The organism is Aequorivita sediminis (assembly GCF_032080575.2).
Taxonomy (GTDB): Bacteria; Bacteroidota; Bacteroidia; order Flavobacteriales; family Flavobacteriaceae; genus Aequorivita; species Aequorivita sediminis.
This window is the reverse complement of sequence record NZ_JAVLSO020000006.1, coordinates 96,616-119,334: the sequence shown is the minus strand read 5'-3', so window position 1 is coordinate 119,334 and position 22,719 is coordinate 96,616. Positions and strand designations below refer to the sequence as shown.

At 34.6% G+C, this 22,719-nt stretch carries 16 protein-coding genes; 5 read left to right on the top strand and 11 right to left on the bottom strand.

Going from position 1 to position 22,719, the window contains the following annotated elements:
* Positions 1–95 precede the first annotated feature (95 nt).
* The 11 genes from RT250_RS10815 to recG form a co-directional block, all read right to left on the bottom strand.
* Complete coding sequence (locus tag RT250_RS10815; RefSeq protein WP_313114734.1) at positions 96–827, bottom strand: shikimate dehydrogenase family protein; 732 nt, start codon at positions 825–827, stop codon at positions 96–98.
* A gap of 1 nt (position 828) precedes the next feature.
* Positions 829–1,842, bottom strand: coding sequence for a DUF368 domain-containing protein (locus tag RT250_RS10810; RefSeq protein WP_313114733.1), 1,014 nt, complete (start codon positions 1,840–1,842; stop codon positions 829–831).
* 24 nt (positions 1,843–1,866) lie between these two features.
* Positions 1,867–2,847, bottom strand: a complete 981-nt coding sequence (locus RT250_RS10805; protein ID WP_313114732.1) for a DUF368 domain-containing protein — start codon at positions 2,845–2,847, stop codon at positions 1,867–1,869.
* Positions 2,848–2,882: 35 nt separating this feature from the next.
* The gene (locus RT250_RS10800) at positions 2,883–4,283 is read right to left on the bottom strand and encodes a tetratricopeptide repeat protein (protein ID WP_313114730.1); all 1,401 of its coding nucleotides are present in this window, start codon (positions 4,281–4,283) and stop codon (positions 2,883–2,885) included.
* 136 nt (positions 4,284–4,419) lie between these two features.
* Complete coding sequence (locus tag RT250_RS10795) at positions 4,420–5,610, bottom strand: aspartate aminotransferase family protein (RefSeq protein ID WP_313114729.1); 1,191 nt, start codon at positions 5,608–5,610, stop codon at positions 4,420–4,422.
* 166 nt (positions 5,611–5,776) lie between these two features.
* Entirely contained in the window at positions 5,777–7,474 is a 1,698-nt protein-coding gene (locus RT250_RS10790) for an OstA-like protein (RefSeq protein WP_313114728.1), read from the bottom strand.
* A gap of 109 nt (positions 7,475–7,583) precedes the next feature.
* A complete protein-coding gene (locus RT250_RS10785) occupies positions 7,584–8,858 on the bottom strand; it encodes an adenylosuccinate synthase (protein ID WP_313114727.1) in 1,275 nt (424 codons plus the stop codon).
* A gap of 6 nt (positions 8,859–8,864) precedes the next feature.
* The gene (locus RT250_RS10780; protein WP_139854994.1) at positions 8,865–9,335 is read right to left on the bottom strand and encodes a Fur family transcriptional regulator; all 471 of its coding nucleotides are present in this window, start codon (positions 9,333–9,335) and stop codon (positions 8,865–8,867) included.
* A 166-nt stretch (positions 9,336–9,501) separates the two neighbouring features.
* The gene (locus RT250_RS10775; protein ID WP_313114726.1) at positions 9,502–11,706 is read right to left on the bottom strand and encodes a RelA/SpoT family protein; all 2,205 of its coding nucleotides are present in this window, start codon (positions 11,704–11,706) and stop codon (positions 9,502–9,504) included.
* 205 nt (positions 11,707–11,911) lie between these two features.
* A complete protein-coding gene (locus RT250_RS10770; RefSeq protein WP_313114724.1) occupies positions 11,912–12,976 on the bottom strand; it encodes a T9SS type A sorting domain-containing protein in 1,065 nt (354 codons plus the stop codon).
* 532 nt (positions 12,977–13,508) lie between these two features.
* Positions 13,509–15,614, bottom strand: coding sequence for an ATP-dependent DNA helicase RecG (gene recG / locus RT250_RS10765; protein WP_313114723.1), 2,106 nt, complete (start codon positions 15,612–15,614; stop codon positions 13,509–13,511).
* Between the two features lie 185 nt (positions 15,615–15,799).
* On the opposite strand from recG, the gene RT250_RS10760 reads away from it, so the two are divergent.
* From RT250_RS10760 to RT250_RS10740, 5 genes are all read left to right on the top strand, one after another.
* Positions 15,800–17,371 carry a T9SS type A sorting domain-containing protein gene (locus tag RT250_RS10760; RefSeq protein ID WP_313114722.1) on the top strand — a complete coding sequence of 524 codons (1,572 nt, stop codon included), beginning with the start codon at positions 15,800–15,802 and terminating at the stop codon, positions 17,369–17,371.
* Positions 17,372–17,479: 108 nt separating this feature from the next.
* Positions 17,480–19,528 (top strand): M1 family metallopeptidase, encoded by a 2,049-nt coding sequence (locus RT250_RS10755; protein ID WP_313114721.1) that lies wholly within the window; start codon positions 17,480–17,482, stop codon positions 19,526–19,528.
* Between the two features lies 1 nt (position 19,529).
* Entirely contained in the window at positions 19,530–20,444 is a 915-nt protein-coding gene (locus tag RT250_RS10750) for a patatin-like phospholipase family protein (protein ID WP_313114720.1), read from the top strand.
* A gap of 182 nt (positions 20,445–20,626) precedes the next feature.
* The gene (locus RT250_RS10745; protein WP_313114719.1) at positions 20,627–21,295 is read left to right on the top strand and encodes a hypothetical protein; all 669 of its coding nucleotides are present in this window, start codon (positions 20,627–20,629) and stop codon (positions 21,293–21,295) included.
* 644 nt (positions 21,296–21,939) lie between these two features.
* Positions 21,940–22,692: a sensor histidine kinase gene (locus RT250_RS10740; protein WP_313114718.1), complete on the top strand. Its 753-nt coding sequence runs from the start codon at positions 21,940–21,942 to the stop codon at positions 22,690–22,692.
* The last annotated feature ends 27 nt before the right edge of the window (positions 22,693–22,719 follow it).

The window sequence follows — 22,719 nt, the reverse complement described above, 5'->3', positions numbered from 1 at the left end:
AATGTTTAGGTTCATTTATCTTAGAGGTTCAATATACTAACAACTCTGCAACTTGCAAAGCACACAAGGCTTTTTTGAAAGTTTTTCCTTAAATTTTATGAATTCCAGATCTCCCAAGCTTTTTCAGCCTGAAACTCTAACATTTTTAATCCGTTAGAGATTCTTGCGCCTTGAAGTTTTCCGCGTTTTAGAAATTCAGTTTCTGCAGGATTGTATATCAAGTCGAAAAGCAAGTGTTTTTTTGAAAGAAACTCGTAAGGGATACTAGGACAAGCAGTTATATTAGGAAAAGTGCCTAAAGGCGTACAGTTAATAATTAAACAGTGATTTTGAATGATGTTTTCATTAAGATCATCATAGCTTAAATTACTCAATGTTTTCTTTCTACTTACAAATTTAAAGTCGAATTCTAGCTTTTCAAGAGCGTACGCAATTGCTTTTGAAGCCCCGCCAGTTCCTAGGATTAGTGCAGTTTTTTGTTGAATAGGTAGAAACGCTTCCAAAGACTTCTGAAATCCATAATGATCGGTATTAAATCCTTTAATCATTTTAGATTCTGACACTTTAATGGTGTTTACAGCTCCAATTAACTTAGCCTCTTCATCCAAGTCATTTAATAAAGGTATTACCTCCTCTTTATACGGTATTGTAACACTTAAACCAACTAAATTTGAATTTTCAGAAATGATCTTAGGAAAGTCATCTATTGAAAGAATATCAAAGTTTTCATACGTATGATTCAGGTTTTCATTTTCAAACTTTTCGGTGAAATAAGTCCTTGAAAATGAATAACTAATGTTTTTTCCAACCAATCCGAATTTAGACATTTTATTGTTTTTTATAATTGTCGTACCAATCTAAGCTTAATACAATAATAACCCCAACTACCATAAACACAATCGCCAGTATAGTTTCCATTCCAAAAGATTCTGGAAAATAGCGAGTATATCCTGTAATAATATCTCTTCCATTTGCGTCAACAACAATATTCCCTAAATTATCATAAACGTATTTTTCTTCCTTCCAAGGCCAAACAACGCCTAATGAACCAGCAATGAAGCCAATAATAACTGCGTAAGTAGCTTTTTTAAATCGTTTTAATACATAGGCCAATAAGTGCGAAAGTGAAACTAATCCTACTAATGAGCCGATAGAAAAAACAGCTAAAACTTTAAGTAATTCAATGCGGTGCGGATCGTACAGCCAACTAAAATCTCCTTGAAATACATTGGCAATTGTGTCGAAAAGTGCATTTACTGAATCTACTAGAAGCAGTACATAATTCCCGAGGAGAATTAATATAAACGATCCCGAAAGTCCAGGCAAAGTCATTCCTGAAACGCTGATGATCCCGCAGAAAAAAACAAATAGTAGATTGCTGTTTTCTTTGGCAGGTTCTAAAAAGCTTATGGCTATTCCAGCAATCACTCCAGCCATAAGATAGGCGATGTATTTTTTGTTCCACTCACCAAAATCTTTTGCAATAAAGTAAATAGATCCGATTATCATTCCAAAGAAAGCACTCCAAACGTAGAGCTCGTAGTGAACGATAAGGTAATCTAATAGTTTAGAAATACTAAAATAGCTGATTACCATTCCAGTAATTAACAATGTTAAAAACTGACCATTTGTATAGCGATATAAACTCTTAAATCGACCACCGATTAAGAGTTTAAAAGCATTTTTGTTTATTTTTTGTAGCGAGTAGATAAACTCTTCGTAAAAGCCAGCTACAAAAGCAACAACACCCCCCGAGACCCCTGGCACCTTATTGGCAGCACCCATTCCTAGCCCTTTTAAGACTAACCAAACTTTATCAGAAAGGGAACGGTTTTCGTACATTATCGGGATATGTATTTTTAAATTTTAACTCTCAGAAGGATTTTGTTTTTTTACGGCTACACGTTCAAGTAAAAAAATGGTTAAAAAGCCTATGATAGCAAAAGCTATAGCCAATATTACTTGAGGATTTCCATCAAAATTTTGTGGAAGAATACTCCGCTCTAAAAACGGAACTTCTTCTCCAGCGTGATTTAACCTGTATTGAAGTACCTCCTTCCAAGGCCAAATTTTGTTTAAAGCGCCAATCATAAATCCAGTTAGCACTGCTAATATTAGGTTTTTATGATTTTTAAACAACCAGTTTAACACTTTAGAAAATATTTTTAACCCAACTATAGCACCAAGTCCGAAGATCAAAATTTTCCCTAAGGAATTTAAAATTAAACTTGTGTCTAGAGTAGAAATACCTTCTGTAAGTTGTGTGATAATCCCGATAACTGTGGTATAAGCGCCCATTAGCAAAAGAATAAAAGCTCCTGATATTCCAGGAAGAATCATCGCTATAATAGCAATAAAACCAGCTAAGAAAAGAAACCAAATACTATCTGGCGATCCTATTGGCTCTGCAATGGTTACTAAATAGGAGAGGACTGTAGCAATGATTATTGCTACAACTACCGCAAGCCTCCATTTGGTAATTTGTTTCCCCACGTATAAAATACTTGCGATTACTAAACCAAAGAAAAAAGACCACACGGCAATTGGGTAAAACTCCAACAGCCAAGTAATTAATTTTGCAAGCGATAAAATGCTTATAAGTACTCCTGAGAATAGGGCCAGTAAAAACGAAAGATTATAGTGTTTCCAAGCTTTAGAAAAACCTTCTTTTTTCCAAATTTTAAAGAATCCTAGGTCTAAGTTGTGAATGGTGGTTATCAACTCTTCATAGATACCTGAGATAAAGGCAATAGTGCCTCCTGAAACACCGGGAACAACATCGGCAGCGCCCATCGCTAAACCTTTCGCAGTAACTAATAAGTATTGAATGAAATTTCTTTGAGGCATAATTTTAAATTGCTAAAGCCCCAAAAATACACAAATTAAAGAGAAGGATTTTTGTGTTGTTTGATTATTTCTTGAACCCTTTTTATTTCTAAAACTGAAGGAAATAACTCTTCAAGTATCATAAAAAACTCGGGTTCAGTTTTTAATGCATTTTTTAAATGAAACGCACCTTTATCATATTCGTTTAAAATAAAATACAATCCAGAAAGTCGGTATTCTAATTCAGCGTTTTCTGAATAAAATTCAAGAGCCTGATTTAAATTGTTTACGGCTGCTTCAAATTCGCCCAACTTTGTTAAAATATCACTACGCGTTAACCAAGATTCTAATTCATAATTCCCTAATTCTAAGGTTTTACGAAATCCAACTTCAGCTTCCTCAAAAAGACTTAGTTTGTTGTTGATTTTGGCGTAACGTTTCCAGTAAAGTACATTTTCACTGTCTATATTGATAGCTTTTTCGATATAATACAATGCTTTTTGAAACTGCTTGTTTTTATAGTAATAATCAGTAATGGCTATCCATCCCTTATCTAATAAGGAATCTTCTTCAACACATTTTGTGAAAAACTGTAAGGCCATTTCATCGTTACCCAATTTTTCATAACACTTTCCAATGCGAAGTAGGGCGTAAGAGGTAGGGTCGTCTAACCCTAAAGTAATGGAATAACTCTCAATTGCTTCCTTATATCTTTTGAGCTTTTCGAGTACTCTTCCTTTTTCAAGGTAAGCGCCAATAAATCTATCGTCGCTAATAATAGCGAAGTCAAAAGCTGCAAGTGCTTTTTTATAATCTTTTAAAGCGAAATATTGTTTCCCTACTTGATGCCACGCCACTTCGCAATAAGGATTTTTGTTTAAAAAATCATTTAAATAATCTATTGCTTGCCCATATTCTTCGAGATATTCGAAGCAATAAATAATGTTGTAAAGTGCAGAGTAATCCTGTTCGTCTTTTTCTAAACACTTCATAAAATATCGCTTGGCATTTTGGTAATCTTCCATAAAAAGATATTCCATACCTAGCAATGAAAGTACATCGCTTTCATCTGTTGTGATGTCTAAAGCTTGCTCTAATAGCGAAATTGCTTCCTTGTGTTGATCTCTACGAGAGAAGATATTTGCTTTCTGAATGTAAATTTCCTCGTTGCTTTGCTCTAGTAAATAAAGTTCATTTAAAAGCTCTTCAGCAATATCTAATTGATTTTCGAAAATGTAAATTTCGATTTTAAAAAGCTTTAGGTTGGTAGAAGTAGGGTGCTGCTCTAAACCTAATTTAGTAGCTTTTTTAGCTAGTGCCATTTTTCCGTTTGCAAGGTAATAATGCACTATTTCTTCAAATTCCTCGGAATCGAAAAACAGTACGCTGTTGGTTTTCAGCATCGATTCGAATTTCTCAAGGGCAAAGTTGTTATGCTCGTTTGAACTTAATTGCATACGCTCGTTTTAACGGTTGTAACTATTTTAAAGATAGTAATGATAATTTAAGTTCAATTGTTATGCCGAGTTTCTTGTTAACGAACTTATCAACATGAAAATTAAGGTTTAAACATCTGAAAACCAATAAAGTAGTTTACTTTGCTTTCGATTGAATTGAATCTAAAACTTCTAAAATTATATTACAACCCTCTGTAATTTCGTCATCGCTAACTGTTAGGGGAGGTGTAATCCGTATGGCTCTGCCTTCGAAAAGTAGCCAGAAAAGAATTAATCCTCGGTCCTTACAAGCGAGGATAACTTCGTTTGCAATTTCTGGGGTTTCTAGCATTGCTGCAAGCATTAGACCTCGTCCGCGAACTTCTGTAATCAATGGGTGATTTAGTAGTTTTCTAAACAGCTTTTCCTTTTCAAGAGTTTGTTGTATAATATCGGTTTCAATTAACTCTTGTAGAGTTGCCAAGGCAGCTGAAGCAATTACTGGATTACCTCCAAAAGTAGTAATATGCCCTAATTTTGGATTGTCTTGAAGTAACGTCATCACTTCGTGTGAAGTCGTAAACGCACCAATTGGCATTCCTCCACCCATGCCTTTTCCCATAACCAATATGTCTGGGGCTATTCCAAAATGTTGAAATGCGAAAATTTCTCCTGTGCGACCAAAACCTGGTTGAATTTCATCCAAAATTAACAAAGTGCCAGTTTCGTCGCACTTTTCACGTACTTTTTTCAGATAGTTGTTTTCTGGCTGAATAAAGCCTGCTCCCCCCTGAATGGTTTCTAAAATAATAGCAGCAGTTTCTGAAGTTATTTTTTCAAGGTCTTCTTCGTTATTAAATGTTACAGGAAAGCAATTTGGTATTAAAGGTTTAAAGGCGTTTTTGCGCTCTTCGAAGCCCATAACACTCATAGAACCCATCGTGTTACCGTGATAGGCGTTGTTTGCGTATAAAATTTGCGTTCTACCCGTTGCGCGTCGCGCTAATTTTAATGCCCCTTCTATGGCTTCTGTTCCGCTATTTACTAAATAAGTGGTGTTTAGAGTTTTAGGTAAATTTTCGGCGAGTAACTTTGTAAGCGCCACCGCTGGGTCTTGAATGTACTCTCCATAAACCATGACGTGAAGATATTTTTCTGCTTGATTTTTAATAGCCGAAACCACTCGTGGATGACAATGGCCAAGCGTACATGCTGAAACTCCAGCGACAAAATCTAGATGCTTTCCTCCAGATTTGTCGTAAATATAACTTCCTTCTGCACGAGAAATCTCCATCGCCAATGGGTGAGGAGTGGTTTGTGCTTGATATTTGAAGAAATCGTTTTTCATGGTATTATGAATATTATGCGTAATTTAATTCTATAGACTTGCCTTTGGTTTTGTAGAAATTGAATGATACCAAAAGAATTTGAGAACTTTAAAAAAAAGAAATTTATTTTCCAATAACCAAAAACTTCTAACTTCTAACTTCCCACTTCCAGCATCCAACTTCCAACTACTCTTCTTCTTTCGTTTCTGCTTTAGGGTCGTCTGGGCGGGTTTGTAGATCCTTCGGACTTAATTTAGACTCTTTTGGTAGCTCAAGTTCATCTTCGGGTATATTTTCAAAAAACTCACCTTCGTCGTAAGGCAACGGAATTCCTTGAATTTTAGGTAAAATTGAGGCTGGTTTACCCTCAAATAAATCTTCCACTTTTAGTAAACGTTCGTCACCTCTCCATATAAAACCGGGTAAAATTCGAGCGTTTTCAGGAAGCATGGACGGTGGATAGACCTTGCCTGTTGCTTTTTTAATAAATCTAATTCCTGTAATTTGCTGTTGCTCTAAATACAGTTGTATCGAACTCGAAACAGTGTTGTTTATCCCTACTAATTCCTCTTTATCATCTCGAGAATAATAGATTACTTGAGTGTTTTTATTGATGTTTACAGTATCCAACTCATTATTTGTAAAAAGTCCGATAAGACTCTCTCCTTTTACTTGATTGTACCCTAAACTATCTTTCTGAACTAAAAATGCATTATTAAAAACTTTTAATGTGTCTAGTTTATTCGTCAATGTGTCTGATAAAATATGAATGGTGTCACCCGTCATTTGATTTTCACCACTCCACATCACAGGATTTCGCAATAACTTTGTGATACCTCGCTTTTCATTTACGTAAATAGAATCGCACTTGCCGCTAGTAGGTTCATCGCCTTCTTTGCCAGGTTTAAACATTCTTGCTTTGTAAAACCCTTTTAAAATTCTATTCTCAGGTTTTCCTGTTACTTGTAATGTGTCGGCATGAACGTAAATAGAATCATTGTCACGAACTGTAATTGCAACAGCTCTTTTGGTTATAAAAACAGAATCTTTGGCGCGAAAAACCTCTGCGTAATGTCCGCGGATAAAGCTTTTATTTATAGTGTCTATTACTTTAATATTATTGGTTGCAGAAGCAAAACTTTTATTTCGGTCGAAATAAATACTATCGCCATAAAGCGTTCTATTTTCGTAATCTACTCTAGAATTTTTTACGAAATAACCTGTATCCCCACGTGTATCGTAATATCCTCGCTCGCAATATACAGTGCTAGTTTCACTTTCTATAGTTGATGGACCGTAGAGGTAAGCATCCCCAGATTCGGAATAAAAGTCTAATTGATTACTTTTTACCGTATATTTTGGATTGACAATTTTTACGTCTGATAAAAACTGATACTTCTGACTTTCTGCAAAGTATCTTCCAATTCTACTAGTTAGTACACTAGAGGTGTCTTGTACGGTTCCTCCAGATCTGTAAAAAGCTTGTTGTTTAACTCTATCGAAATAAAGGGTGTCTGTTTTTAGTGTAGTTTTTGGTTCAGTAAGCACTACATCACCACTTGCAAAGGCAAACTGAGTATTTCCGTTATACTCAGCGTATTTGCTATTCATTGAAATGGTATCGCCCTGTGAAATTCTTACTTGCCCGTAAGCTTTAACGAAGTTGCTTTTTAAATAAACAAAAGCTTGGTCGCACCACATTTCTACACCTTCATGAACAATATAAACTTGTCCCGATTCGTCTTTAGTGTAGATGGCTGCATTTGGAAACTCAGGTCGAATTTCTAGATAACCAGATTGTATATCAACTTTCTGTTTTTCCTGTGCCGAAAGATGTATTCCGAAGAAAAGAAAAAGTAAAATATATGCCGATATTGCTTTCAAATGCTGCTTTTATTTTAATTGTTCTCCGCTTTAAACTCAAATACCTACAAGGTTATAAATACCTTGTAGGATTATGTATTTGAATGGTATAATGTTTAAAAGCTAATTCTTAGTCTCTAAGAATTGTTTGTTTTCTATCTGGACCTACAGATACTATCTTGATAGGAATTTCCAATTCTTTTTCAAGGAAATCTATGTAGTCTGTTAACGCTTCAGGTAACTGAGATGCCTCACTCATCTTAGTTAAATCGGCTTTCCAACCTTTCATTTCTGTATAGATAGGAGTTACATTTTCAGCCTCTACGTTGTAAGGTAGGTGTTGAATTGTTTCGCCCTTGTAATTATAGGCAGTACAAATTTTTAATGTGTCAAATCCACTTAAAACGTCGGCTTTCATCATGATTAATTGTGTAACACCATTCACTTGAACAGCGTATTTTAATGCAACTAAATCTAACCATCCACAACGTCTTGCACGCCCCGTAACAGCTCCAAATTCATTCCCAATCTTTGCCATTTTCTCGCCCACTTTATCAAAAAGTTCGGTAGGGAAAGGCCCACTACCAACGCGGGTTGTATATGCTTTAAATATTCCGAACACATCCTTAACTTTGTTAGGAGGTACTCCCAAACCAGTACAAGCACCAGCAGCAGTGGTATTTGAAGATGTTACAAAAGGATAAGTTCCAAAGTCGATGTCTAATAACGAACCCTGGGCACCTTCAGCTAAAATTGTTTTTCCATCTTTTTGTGCTTGGTGTAAATATTCTTCACTATCAATAAATGTTAGTGTTTTTAGTGTTTCTATTGAAGCAAAAAATTCTGATTCAAGATCTGCTAAATCGTATTGAACATCAACATTGTGAAAAGCAATTAACGCCTCGTGTTTATCTGCTAATGCGCGATACTTATCTTTCCAATTGTCTAATTCTAAATCACCAATACGAATTCCGTTTCTGCCGGTTTTATCCATATAAGTTGGTCCGATACCTTTTAAAGTAGACCCAATTTTTGCCTTTCCTTTAGAAGCTTCAGAAGCTGCATCAAGCAAACGATGTGTTGGTAAAATGATATGTGCTTTTCGTGACAAGATCAAGTTTTTCTTGTAATCGATATTGTATTTGTCAAGCCCTTCAAGTTCTTTTACAAAAACAACTGGATCGATAACAACACCGTTACCAATTACGTTCATTGCGTTTGTGTGGAAAATTCCAGATGGAATTGTTCTTAAAACGTGTTTAATGCCGTCAAATTCTAAGGTGTGGCCTGCGTTTGGCCCGCCTTGGAAACGTGCGATTATATCATAGTTTTTTGTAAGTACGTCGACAATTTTTCCCTTGCCTTCGTCGCCCCATTGTAGTCCAAGTAGTAAGTCTACTGCCATAATTTTTTAAGAATTGTCCGCGTCAGAATTTGTTGCGGGTTTTTTATTTCCGTAGAAATATAGTGAATGGTTGGTTATTTCAATATTAAAAACTTCTTCAATAGTTTTTTTAATGCTTTGTATTCTAGGATCGCAAAACTCAATTACTTCGCCATCCGAAAGAATAACATGATCGTGATTGCGGTCGAAATATGACTTTTCATAATGCGCTTGATTTTGTCCAAACTGATGTTTGCGAACCAAACCACACTCTAAAAGTAATTCAATAGTATTGTAAAGCGTAGCACGACTTACGCGATAGTTTTTATTCTTCATATTTATATACAACGATTCAATATCAAAATGGTCGTCGTGGTCATAAATTTCTTGAAGTATAGCAAAGCGCTCTGGCGTTTTACGATGTCCTTTTTCCTCTAAAAAACCCGTAAAAACGTTCTTTACGATAGCCTGATTATTTAAGTCTGTTTTAATGCTCATAATAAGGATGCAAAGTTACTCAAAATTTAGATGTTCTATTGTGGAAATTAAAGAAAAAGAAACTTCGAGTATTTGGCACTATAAATATCAGCTTATTAGGCCCAAATACGTGATTTATACTAAAGTTTTCAATTCTTGAAACTCCTTTTTTATTCATTTATTTTACTTATTCCCTGGAAACTTTGTCAATTCCATTAATCTTTTTAATGTTATCCATTAAGTTGTTAAGGATGGTCCTGTTTTTAACTATAACAATAATTTTCCCTGTGAAAACGCCATCGTCACTATCAAAATGAACACTCTTCATATCGATATTAAGGTTGTTTGAAATAACCTTAGTAACATCATTTACAAGTCCAATAGTATCTATACCACTAATGTTAAGTATTGCCTTGAATTCACGCTGAGTAGAATCTACCCATTTAGCGGGCATTATTCTGTAGCTATAATTGCTTTGTAATTGTAAAGCGTTGGGACAGGTGGTTTTATGCACCTTTATACCATCGGTAACGGTTACAAATCCAAAAACATCATCCCCGGGAATTGGGTTACAACAATTAGCTATTTTGTAATCTAACTTGTCTTCGTTTTTACCAAATACTAGCTGATCGAATTTTTCAGTAATCTCTTCTTTGTGGATATCATCTGGCCTGTCTGGCTTTCGGATTTTATTTTTAAAGAAACTGATAAAGGCATTACTTCTAGATGAAGCAAAATCTTTCAGCTTCTGATTGTCGATAATTCCTGCGCCAACGCGGTAATATAAGTCCAGGCTCGTTTTTACCTTGAAGAATACCACCATTTGATTGATGGTGTTTTCGTCAAGATTTATTTTTAACGATTTTAATTTTCGCGTTAATATCTCTTTTCCTTCTGCAGCAATTTGTTTCTTCTCGTCTTTTAAAGAAGATTTAATCTTTGAACGCGCACGACCGGTAGTAGCATAGTTTAACCAGTTGGCCGTTGGTTTTGCATTGTCTGAGGTGATTATTTCTACCTGATCCCCACTTTTAAGTTGATGACTTAAGGGTACTAACTTTCCATTCACTTTTGTTCCACGGGTATGCATCCCGATTTCGGTGTGAATGTGAAAAGAAAAATCTAAAGCAGTTGCACCCTTTGGCAGGGAATATAAATCTCCTTTTGGCGTGAAAACGAAGATTTCTTTTGCGTATAGATTTAGTTTAAATTCTTCAACAAAATCTACAGCGCTTATTTCTGAATTTTCTAAAGTATCTTGTAATTTATTGAGCCAATTCTCTAAACCACCATCGTCTTTCTCTTTGTTTTTATATTTGTAGTGAGCTGCGAAACCTTTTTCAGCAATTTCATTCATACGTTCACTTCTAATTTGTACTTCTACCCAACGCCCTTTAGGTCCCATTACGGTAATATGAAGGGCTTCGTATCCTGTTGATTTAGGTGAGGAAATCCAATCGCGCAAACGTATTGGGTTAGGACGGAAATGATCAGTAACTATAGAATATATTTTCCAGGCTAAAAATTTTTCGTTTTCAGGTTTACTCTTGTAGATAATACGAACGGCAAACTTATCGTAAACCTCATCAAAAGTTATGTTTTGAGCCAGCATTTTCCTGCGAATAGAGAAAATAGATTTCGGACGCCCTTTGATGTCGTATTCTAATTCTTCGGCATCTAAGGAATTTTTTATAACATTGTTAAAAGCATTGATATAAGCATCTTGCTCTTCTTTGCTTTCTTTAATTCGGCTTAAAATATCGGCGTAAACATCGGGTTCAGTAAACTTAAGACCTAAATCTTCAAGTTCTGTTTTAATGTTATAGAGACCAATACGATGTGCAAGAGGCGCGTATATATAAAGTGTTTCGGAAGCAATTTTACGCTGTTTATGCGGCGGCATGCTATCCATGGTTTGCATATTATGAAGCCTATCCGCAATTTTAATGATGATTACCCTAATGTCTTCATTTAGAGTAAGCAACATTTTACGGAAATTCTCTGCTTGCATAGAAACATCTTCCGAAAGTGATATGTGGGCAATTTTTGTAAGTCCATCTACAATACGAGCAACCACTTTGCCAAACATTTTTTCGATATCCTCTACAGTGTACTTTGTGTCTTCCACAACATCGTGCAAAAGTGCTGCTGCGATAGAGGTGGCGTCTAAACCAATCTCCGAGGCAACAATTTTTGCAACTGCAATAGGATGAAAAATATAAGCCTCACCACTTTTACGGCGTTGCTCTTTATGTGCATCTACAGCAAGGTCGAAAGCGCTGCGAATCAGTTTTTTATCTTCCTTGGTTAAGGTGCGATAACTAATTTTTAGCAACTCTTTATACTGCTTTGCAATTTCTTTTTTTTCTTCTTCTATGTCTGCTTCTGTCATACACCTAAAAGTATTGAAAAGTATTTAAACGGGCAAAAAATATAGGGGATTGTGATGATTATAATTTGAGGATTAGTGTCAATATAAATCGTAAAAATTGGGTTGTAATTCTGCTCAAAATTACCCTTTAATTTAAACATAACAATACTAAAAACATAGAGCCACTCAATATTGAGTGGCTCTAAATTAAATATATTATAGAAACTTAATTCTTAATAACTTTATAAGTTCCTATTTGACCCGCTACGGTTACTTGCATTATATAAGTTCCAGAGTTTAGATCTGAGATATTAATATTTGAAGTAGTAGCACCCATTTTAACGTCTTTAACTTTTTGACCTAATAGATTAAAAATGGAAACAGATTCAATATTATTTATAGATTTCAAGGATAGCGAACCTGAAGTTGGGTTAGGAGAAAAATTAAATCCAGCTAACTTATTATCGTTTACGCCTGCAACAACATCACCGTAAATTAAAAATGGTAATCCTTGTGGAGTAAATGTTCCGCTATCTTCAAGAGCTACCCAGCTACTAATTGATGCTTGATATTGTAATGCGTTTCCAGTTGTTGTTTCTCCTAAAATTGCTATTGGTGGAGCCCAAGGCCCAGACGAACCTGAACCTTCAAAAGAGTATTCTATCCAGTAAGTTCCAGCTGCAAGAGAAAGTCCTGGTGTAAGTGCAATAACAGTTTGAATTTGTCTAGATGTATCTCCAATATTGGTTTCTGAATATCTGTTAGCTTCAGCGTAAATAGCCTCATCAATAATATTTGTGGTTAAGTCACCCCAAATTACATTTCCTCCGGCACTTGGGTCGCCATCGTATACTTGTAGGTAGACCGCAGTTATTGAAGGAGCGCTAGAGCCTGTTTGATAAGCAAACACCTCAATAGAGGTAATTTCTACTGGTTCTGGAAAAATTACGTCGTCTGCTACGCTATTTCCACTGCCAAATTGTGCGCCCGACCCTAGAGTGTTCATACCTAAGGTAACAGATTCTAAAAGACTTGCGTTAGGGTTGCCAGCCGTATTCCAATACGGACCGTTATCGTATAACAAGCCATTAGGAGCCATGTTGTTATAATAGGTTCCTGTAAATGGTATGGAAACATTAGTGTTTCTCGGACCATTGTTTACAACTCCTGCGTTTTCACCAACTGTGGTTGCGCTATTATTGTAATAGGCAGCAGGTAATTCTACAGTCTGAGCTTGGCTCAAACCGATTGCACAAAACGAAAAAAGTGCCAAAAAAGTAATTTTCTTCATAATTAGGTTTTTTAAATGATTATTTAATGTTTTAGTTTAATCGTACTAAATGTATTCATTATTTACACATAAACAAATAGTAAATGTGTAATTTTTTAAGATATTATTTGATGATATAAAAACAACCTAATATTGTAAGATGAAGGTTGGATTGTATTATAAATAGTTGATTGTGAATAATTTACATGTTTTATTGATAGCTTTATATGATTTAGATTTGCGGTACAATAGAATAACCTTATAGTTTTTGAGAGAGGTCTGTGTAAATACTTTTAAATTAAATTCATAATAAGGTTGAAATAAAGAAATATCTAATTGATATCGATCGAAATGAGAGCTGAATATTTCTTTTTAAAATGTTTTAATTGAAGTGTAACTAGTATTATTTAAAGAGTACAATTAAGTATGCAATCGCAATTGTAAATATGAAAATTGAATGGATTTTTCTTGGCTGTAGTTTGTTTATTAAACGTGATATAGTTAGAGGTAGTTTAATGTTAATAGTGTTTAACAGGGGATAAATTAGTTCAAACTATGAAATGTAATTCCAGATATTTCGATATTTCACTAGTTGTGCATAAGTATTTTTAATAGGACGGTTTTCATCTGAAGCGAGATTTGAATCTGCTTTAAGCGTTTGTAAAGCGTAACTGCGTGCTATTTTTAAAATTTCGGAGTCTTTTACAATATCTGCGATTCGAAGATTTAATACACCACTTTGTTGTGTTCCCATCATATCTCCTGGACCGCGAAGTTTTAAATCTACTTCGGCAATTTCAAACCCATCGCTGGTGCGAACCATAGTTTCTAAACGTGTCTTGGCATCGGAAGAGAGTTTATGGCCCGTCATTAAAATACAATAACTCTGTTCGGCTCCTCGGCCTACACGTCCTCTTAATTGGTGTAACTGCGAAAGCCCAAATCGTTCAGCACTTTCAATAATCATAACACTAGCGTTGGGAACATTTACTCCAACTTCAATTACAGTGGTGGCAACCATGATTTGAGTCTCGCCTTCAACAAAACGGTTCATTTCATAGTCTTTATCTGCGGGTTTCATTTGTCCGTGGACAATAGAAATTTGATATTCGGGCATAGGAAACTCACGAGAAATACTTTCGTATCCATCCATCAAATCTTTGTAATCCATGCTCTCACTTTCTTGAATTAAAGGGTAGACAATATACACTTGTCTGCCCTTCGAAATTTCCTCCTTAATAAAGTGAAAAACCTTCAGTCTATTAGCGTCAAAACGATGTACAGTTTTAATGTCTTTTCTACCGGGTGGAAGCTCATCAATTATGCTAATATCTAGGTCACCATAAACGCTCATTGCAAGAGTGCGAGGAATAGGGGTGGCAGTCATCACAAGTATGTGTGGTGGGTACTCATTTTTATGCCATAATTTGCTGCGCTGTTCAACTCCAAAACGATGTTGTTCATCTACAATTGCAAGCCCTAAATTTTTAAACTTCACCTTATCTTCTAGAAGCGCATGGGTGCCAATTAAGATGTCTATTTCTCCATTTTCAAGTTTTTCGTGAATTTCTCTCCTCTTTGAAGTTTTAGTTGAACCTGTAAGTAGTTCTATATTGGTATTCAGGTTTTTACACAACTCGTTCAACCCTTGGTAATGTTGAACTGACAAAATTTCAGTTGGAGCCATTAAGCAAGCTTGAAAACCGTTGTCAAGTGCTATTAACATTGACATTAGCGCAACTATAGTCTTTCCAGAACCTACATCTCCTTGTAAAAGACGGTTCATTTGTGCGTTGCTGCCTAAATCGTTGCGAATTTCTTTAATAACGCGCTTCTGAGCATTGGTTAAATCGAAGGGTAAATGATGGTTAAAAAAGGTGTTGAAATTCTCACCTATTCTATCAAAAGTATAGCCCTTAATTTTAGATTTATGTACAAGGTTTTTTCGTACTAATTGGAGTTGAATATAGAATAATTCTTCAAACTTTAATCGGTATTGAGCCCGTGCCAAATGTGTCTGACTTTTTGGAAAATGAACGTTTAAAAGTGCTTCCTTTTTTGACACTAATTTCAACTGTTCTAAAAGAGGTTTTGAGAGGGTTTCAAAGAAGGCATTTTTACTCTCTAAAAACAGCTGTTGCATCAGTCCGTTTATTACTTTATTTGTGATACCGCTATTACTTAATTTTTCGGTAGATGGATAAACTGGTTGCATGGCAGATCGAATACTTTTTTCGTGTATTTCGAGCAACTCCATTTCTGGGTGTGGCATTGAAAAATTTCCATTGAAAAAATTCGTTTTACCAAAAATCACATAAGGAACATTGATTTTTATATTGTCTCTAATCCATTTTATTCCTCTAAACCAAACCAATTCCATTTGTCCGGTTTCATCTCTAAAAGTGGCAACTAGTCTTTTCCCTCGTTTTTGCTCTACTGTTTTTATATGTGTGATTTTCCCAACAATCTGTACCTCTGCATTGGTTTGTTGCAATTGAGAGATTTTATAGTATTGCGTTCTGTCTAAATATCTATTAGGAAAAAGATTTAGCAAATCCTGAAACGTATGAACCCCTAGCTCTTTTTTAAGTAAAGTAGCGCGATTAGGTCCAACGCCTTTAAGATAATCGATAGGGGTTTGCAAGAAATTTGCATTCATAAAGTTCACTAGGTATTATGGGGTAAAACTAAATTAAAATTAATTTTTGAAGGTTATAATTATAAATTTGTTACTATATTTCAGCTAATTTAAACAATCTATTTAATCAAATACGCTAGAAATTATTATAAACAACCTAGGAAGAATGATTGAGTATTTCGTCTTCCCTCAAAACCAATTAATCAATGAAAAAATTCTACATTTTATTTCTCTTGGCAATCACAATGCAGGTTTCAGCATTTGCACAAACCACATTAGAGCTTTCTACGAGGCTTACGGAGGATTTCCCCTTGGAGATGCCTACTTTACGAGCCTACCCAATATATTTAAATGCTGAAGTAGAAGAACCAGATAGCGTTATTGAAGTAAACTTAACCATAAATGGTGAAGAGTTTCCTGCTGAAATAGAAACTGGATTTTATTACTATTTATGGGAGCCTAGTAGTTATGGGAATCACGAAATAGTGATGACGGCAAAAACTGCTCAAGGTGAAGAAACAACCTTAACTCGTAATATTACTGTTACAAATACAGTAAACTCACAGGTGGTAAGAAGCTTAGAAGATGTAGTAATTGAGTTTACAGGCCAAAATGATAGATGGTACTATGGAACGCACACTTTTCCACAGTTTGTAGGTGCCTACAACGATATAAATGCTATTTTAGAAGTAGAGTGCCCTAGTATTCCAGGTGGATGTGATGATTGGGACAGATTGGCTTACATAGATATTAAAGCACCAGACGGTAACTGGATTCAACTTATTCGATATATTACACCGTATCGTGTAGCATGCGACCACGAACTTAACGTTACAGATTATATGTCTTTACTTCAAGGTGAAGTAGAAATTCGTGTGTTTATTGATACATGGGGAACAGGTGGATGGCAACTTACTCTAGATGCTGAATATACTGCAGGTACGCCTCAATACGCTTACAGCAATGTAGTAGAGGTGTGGGACGATGCCTATTCTTTTGGTGATCCTGCAAACTTGCAACCTGTAGAAACTTTTAATGTAGAAATCCCTGTAGGAGTTCAAGCTTCACATTTAAGAGTTTCTAATACTGGACATGGTTGGGGAGGAAACAATACTTCTAATGCTGCAGAGTTTTTTAATGCTACGCACTATTTTGATATAAACGGAGAAGAAACTTTCACACAAAACCTTTGGAATGCTTGTAACCCAAACCCTGATGGCTGTACAGGGCAACAAGGAACTTGGAGTTATCCTCGTGCTGGATGGTGTCCAGGGGCAATTGCACCACCAGATGTTTACGATTTAACCTCTTATGTTGGTACTTCTTTCGATTTGGATTATCGTTTCCATCCTACATATCAAGATTACTGCCATCCTAACAATCCAAACTGTGTTTCAGGACAAACTTGTGCAGATTGTAACGATGGGTATAATCCACATTACTACGTAGATACTCACATTATTAATAAAAGTAACCATCCGATGGTTTATGGAAACACCTTAGGTATTAATACGGTAGATAATACTAAGGTTTACGACCTGAGTATTTTTCCAAACCCATCTAAAGGTGTATTTCAAATTAATACCTCTTACCCAGAATCTACTACAAGATTAACGGTAAATACTATAGAAGGGAAAACAGTTAAGGCGTATTACTTTAAGACTCTTGCAGAACTTAAAAACTTTACGTTTGATGTTACTAGTCTTTCGAGTGGAGTTTATTTTATCAATCTTGAAAATAGTTACGGAACAGGAGTAAAAAGAATTATTTTAGAATAGAATTTTAATTCTCAGATTATTAAAAAGGTTATTTTTGAATATCAAGAATAACCTTTTTTTATGCATTATTGTTTAATTATTAACACCACCAATGTCTCACAAAGATTTTTGTTTTTACTATTTTTTGTAATCGCAGCTACCCCTAAGTTGCAAGCCCAGCAGACCGATGTTGTAGATTTCCTGAAGATTGATGCTTTAATTGAAGCAGATGCTGTTACCAAAAAAGTATCGGGGAAATTAACTGCGAGGTTTAAAGTTTTAAAAGCAACAGATTCCATATTTATGGATGCTGTAAATATTCAAATTAATGAAGTTGTAACTGAAGAATTTAAAATAGCATCTAATGAGAAGAAAGTTTGGTTTGTTGGAAACTTTAAAAAAGGAAATACTTACATAGCAGATTTTAATTATGAGATGAAACCCAGACAAACTCTTTATTTTTTTGGGAATGAGATTTGGACACAAGGTCAAGGAAAATACACTTCGCATTGGTTACCCAGTATAGACGATGTAAACGATAAGATTGAATTCGATTTAAAAATTAAAGCACCTAAAAACAAAATTGTAATTGCAAATGGAAAATTACTACAAATTGAAAATTTAGGTGATAAAAATAGTTGGAGATTCGATATGAATGAGCCGATGTCTAGCTATTTAGTAGCCTTCGCAATTGGAGATTACAATAAGATGGAGCAGTTTTCAGATTCTGGAGTTCCAATTGAATTGTACTATAAACCGAGCGACTCACTAAAAGTTGAACCTACTTATCGATACAGCAAACAAATATTCGACTTTCTTGAAATTGAAATAGGGGTATCATACCCTTGGCAAAACTACAAGCAGGTGCCCGTGCGAGATTTTTTATATGCAGGCATGGAAAACACCACTGCTACATTTTTTTCAGAAGCATTTATTGTTGATAAAATTGGCTTTACCGATAGAAATTACCTAAACGTTAACGCTCACGAATTGGCACATCAATGGTTTGGAAATTTGCTGACCGCCACAGCAGATAAGCATCATTGGTTGCAGGAAGGTTTTGCCACATATTACGCACTATTAGCAGAAAGAGATATTTTTGGCGAAGATTATTATTACTGGCAATTGTATCAAACTGCCGAGCAATTAAAAGAAATGAGTGATGAAGGTAAAGGAGAATCGCTATTAAATCCTAAGGCGAGTTCACTTACATTTTATCAGAAAGGTGCATGGGCACTTCATATTTTACGTGAGCGAATAGGGGACGAACCGTTTAAACTTGCCGTAAAAAACTATCTTAAAAAATATAAATTCAAAAATGTAGCTACCGAAGATTTTTTAAATGAAGTAAAAATGGTTTCTGATGTTGATATTAAGGATTTCGAAGCGAACTGGCTGCAACAAACAGCTTTTCAAAGTGAAGATGCGTACCAGGCTTTACTTAAGTCTCCTTTTATAAAAAAGTACTTCGAAGTTTCAGCATTACGAGTGATGCCTCTTTCAGAGAAAAAAAATCAGTTGCGAACTGCACTTACTTTTCCAAACGATTTTATTGGGCAGGAGGCCGTTTATCAGTTGATGGATGAACCTATTTCAGAAACACTTCAACTTTATAAGAGAGCTTTTGAAAGTAATAACATCTACGTAAGACAAGCCATTGCATTATCGTTACAAATAATTCCAAATGAACTTCAAAAGGAATTTGAAGGACTTTTAAATGATGATTCTTATGTAACCAAAGAGGCTGCATTGTATAAACTATGGATGCAGTTTCCAGACCAAAGAGCTGAGTATTTAAATAGAACAAAAGACGTAATTGGATTTCAGAATAAAAATGTAAGGCAATTATGGCTAGCTTTAGCAATAATCACTGAAGGGTATAATTCTTCCGAAAAGCTAAATTATCTGAACGAATTGAAGCGTTATTCATCTACAACTTATAGTTTTGAAATTCGCGAAAAAGCGTTTGAATATATTAATGAATTACAACTTTGGGATCGTGTAACGCTTGCGAATTTGGCTGAAGCTTGTGTTCATCCCACATGGCGATTTTCAAAATCTTCCAAAATATTGATGAATACTGTAGTGGAAAGCCAATCGTTTAATACCGAATTAAAAAGTATAGAAACAAGTATCTCCAAGGAAGCTGCTGAGTATTTAAAATCATTAAAGATATAAAATGAGGGCATTAGTTATTTCGGGAGGAGGAAGTAAAGGAGCATTTGCGGGAGGTGTTGCACAATACCTTATGGACGAACTTCATGAAAAATACGATTTATTTGTGGGCACTTCTACCGGTAGTCTACTAATTTCACACTTAGCATTAAATAAAGTAGATAAAATTAGAGATGTTTTTACTTCTGTAAATCAAAAAAGCATCTTCAACAGCTGCCCGTTTATTATAAAAAAAGACAAACTAGGAGGGAAGCAGATAGCCATAGATCATTACACGGTTTTAAAAAATTTCATAAAAGGAAAAAAAACTTTTGGAGAAAGTTTGAATCTGCGTAAACTCATTGAAAAAACCTTTACAGAAGATGAGTTCGATATTTTAAAAGCTTCATCTAAAGAAGTTGTTGTTACCGTTTCTAACCTTTCATTGAATCAGGTTGAATATAAATCTATATCCGATTTCGATTACAAAGATTTTTTAGATTGGGTTTGGATTTCGTCAAACTTCACACCTTTTATGAGTCTTGTAAAAAAAAATAGCTGTGAATATGCGGATGGTGGCTTTGGGAGTATGGTTCCTATTGAAGAAGCTATAAACCGAGGTGCTAAAACTATAGATGTTATAATCCTTGAAACCGAGGTAACTTACTATAATCGACTGCCTTCTAAGAATGTGTTTTCGCTTCTTACCAATATGCACACATTTATGGCAGATAGAATTGAAAAACAAAACATCCGTATTGGGAAATTTGTCGCTGCAAATAAAGGGGTAATTATAAATATTTACTATACGCCTACTGTGTTAACAACTAACTCTTTAATTTTTGAAAAAGACAAAATGGCTAATTGGTGGAAACACGGTTATGAGTACGCTCATCATAAAAATATAGCATTAAGTGAGCTCCGTACTAAAGACAATTAAACATTAAACAGACTTATTTTTTAAATTCCAAAAAAAATGGGGGGGAAACCCCCTAATCTTTAAGTGTATTCCCCAATTTTTATGGTTAATGCAATTTTAGTTGGTTATAAATCAATATAATTGAGTTATATTCACTAATCGTATTAAAATCATCTTTTTACATAACCATAACCAAATTTATTATGAAATCTATTTTGAATTATCGTTTAACCATAATTTGTGTTTTTTGCTTATCCTTATTTAGCTGCCACGAAGGCACAACTACTACTGAACCGCCTTACGAAGGACCTCCTAAAGGGCATATAATTACTGTAGAGCGTGCTAAAGAAATGTATGATTCTTATTCTCAAAGACGCGTTACAATAATAAAAAAATACGAAGACAGTATTAATCCTACACCAGAGTCATTTGGGGCAACGCGATATGCTGAATTCGACTTAGCTACTATTAAGCAGTATATAGCCTTTATAGAACACGAAGCTAATAGAGCTAAAGTGGACGTAAGCACTTTGCGATTTTATTTATCTAATTATCCAAATAGCAATAATTATCCAAATGGTGATGCCGTAAAATACCCTAGGCAAAATAGCATATTTGTAGTGCCAACTATGGATCACAATGGAAAAAACGTAGGTTTCTCAATTGAAGAAGCAGAAGGTAGATACACAGCTGTGCCTATTAGAAAAAGAGATGGCGGTAATAATGATAAAGATGGCGTAGTAAATGAGGCCGGATTTTTTTCATCAAATACAACTACATTACAAGTTAATACCACAAGTTTAATACTTAATGACGGAACAATAATGCCCCCACCGATTCTTGGGTCCGATGACTTTGGAGACAATAACTAATTTAAATTCAGTTTTGTGGAGGCAGTAGTAAAACCCCTTGAATATATATTCTTGACATTATACTTGGTTGTGTTTGTCATCTCTATAATTCGATTCCCACTCTATAAAGACTCTCCTCTAAAGTACTTTCCGTTAATTTTATTATTTACGGTAATTACAGAGTTTTTAGGGGGGTATATTAGAGATATTATCGGAACGTCGAATTTAATAATCTTTAATATATATTACTTTTTTTACTTTACCTTATTTCACTATGTATTTCTAAAAGTTATTGAAGAAGAACATTTTAAGAAGTATATAAAAGTGGGGATAGTTTTCTTTTGGTTATTTTATCTTCGAGATTTAATAGTAGTAGATATTTTTAATTATTCCTTTATTGCCTCATATATAGTAGGCGCAGGAGTATTAATTTTCTGCATAATTCTATACTATATAAGTGTTTTACAATCCTCATTGGTTTTAGTAATTAAAAACGATTTATTATTTTGGGTAAGCGTAGGCTTGTTCTTGTTTTACATAGGCTATCTTCCTATAAAAATTATGAGAACGTTGTTTTTTGACCTTACAAATTTTTATTTAATCTTACTTATCATTCAGTTTTCACTTATTATTGTGATGTATTTATTTTTTCTTATCGGATTTATATGGATGAAAAAGAGATAATTGTACTAATGGCAATAGCGATACCTGTGACTTTGGTTATCATAGTTATTGTGCTTTTTAGTGTGTTCTCTAACAGGAAAAATAAATTACTGAAAGAACAAGAAGAAGCAAAAAAGTCATTTGAGCGCGAATTAGCCGAGTCGCAAATTGAAATGCGAGAAGAAACATTAAGAAACATTAGTTGGGAGTTACACGATAACATTGGCCAGCTAATGACTTTAGCCAAAATACAATCTCAATTAGCTGTAGATAAACCTGAGTTATTGCCAGAGGTCTCCGATACTATTGGCCAAGGGATAAACGAACTTAGATCGCTTTCAAAATTAATCAACCCAGAAGCTTTAAAAAGCTTGAGTTTAGTTGAAGCTATTACGCTCGAAATAGAGCGATTTAATAGATTAAAATTTATAATTTCAACATTAGAAGTAAACGGAGAAGTAGTTCCTATAGAAAGCAACAATCAGGTTATTTTGTTTAGAATCTTACAAGAGTTCTTTTCGAACACAATTAAACATTCTAAGGCTTCTAATTTATCAGTAACGCTTGATTATAAAGATAATCAATTGATTATTTACGCCAAAGATGACGGAATTGGTTTTGATAAAAATGATGTTTTCTTAGGAATCGGTTTGAAAAACATGAAAACTCGTGCTGAACTTATTAATTCAACTTTATTGATTAATTCAGAAAGAGAACAAGGGACTACTTTACAATTAAGTTATAACTTTACATAATGTAAGTTTATAAGTGTAATCCTTAAT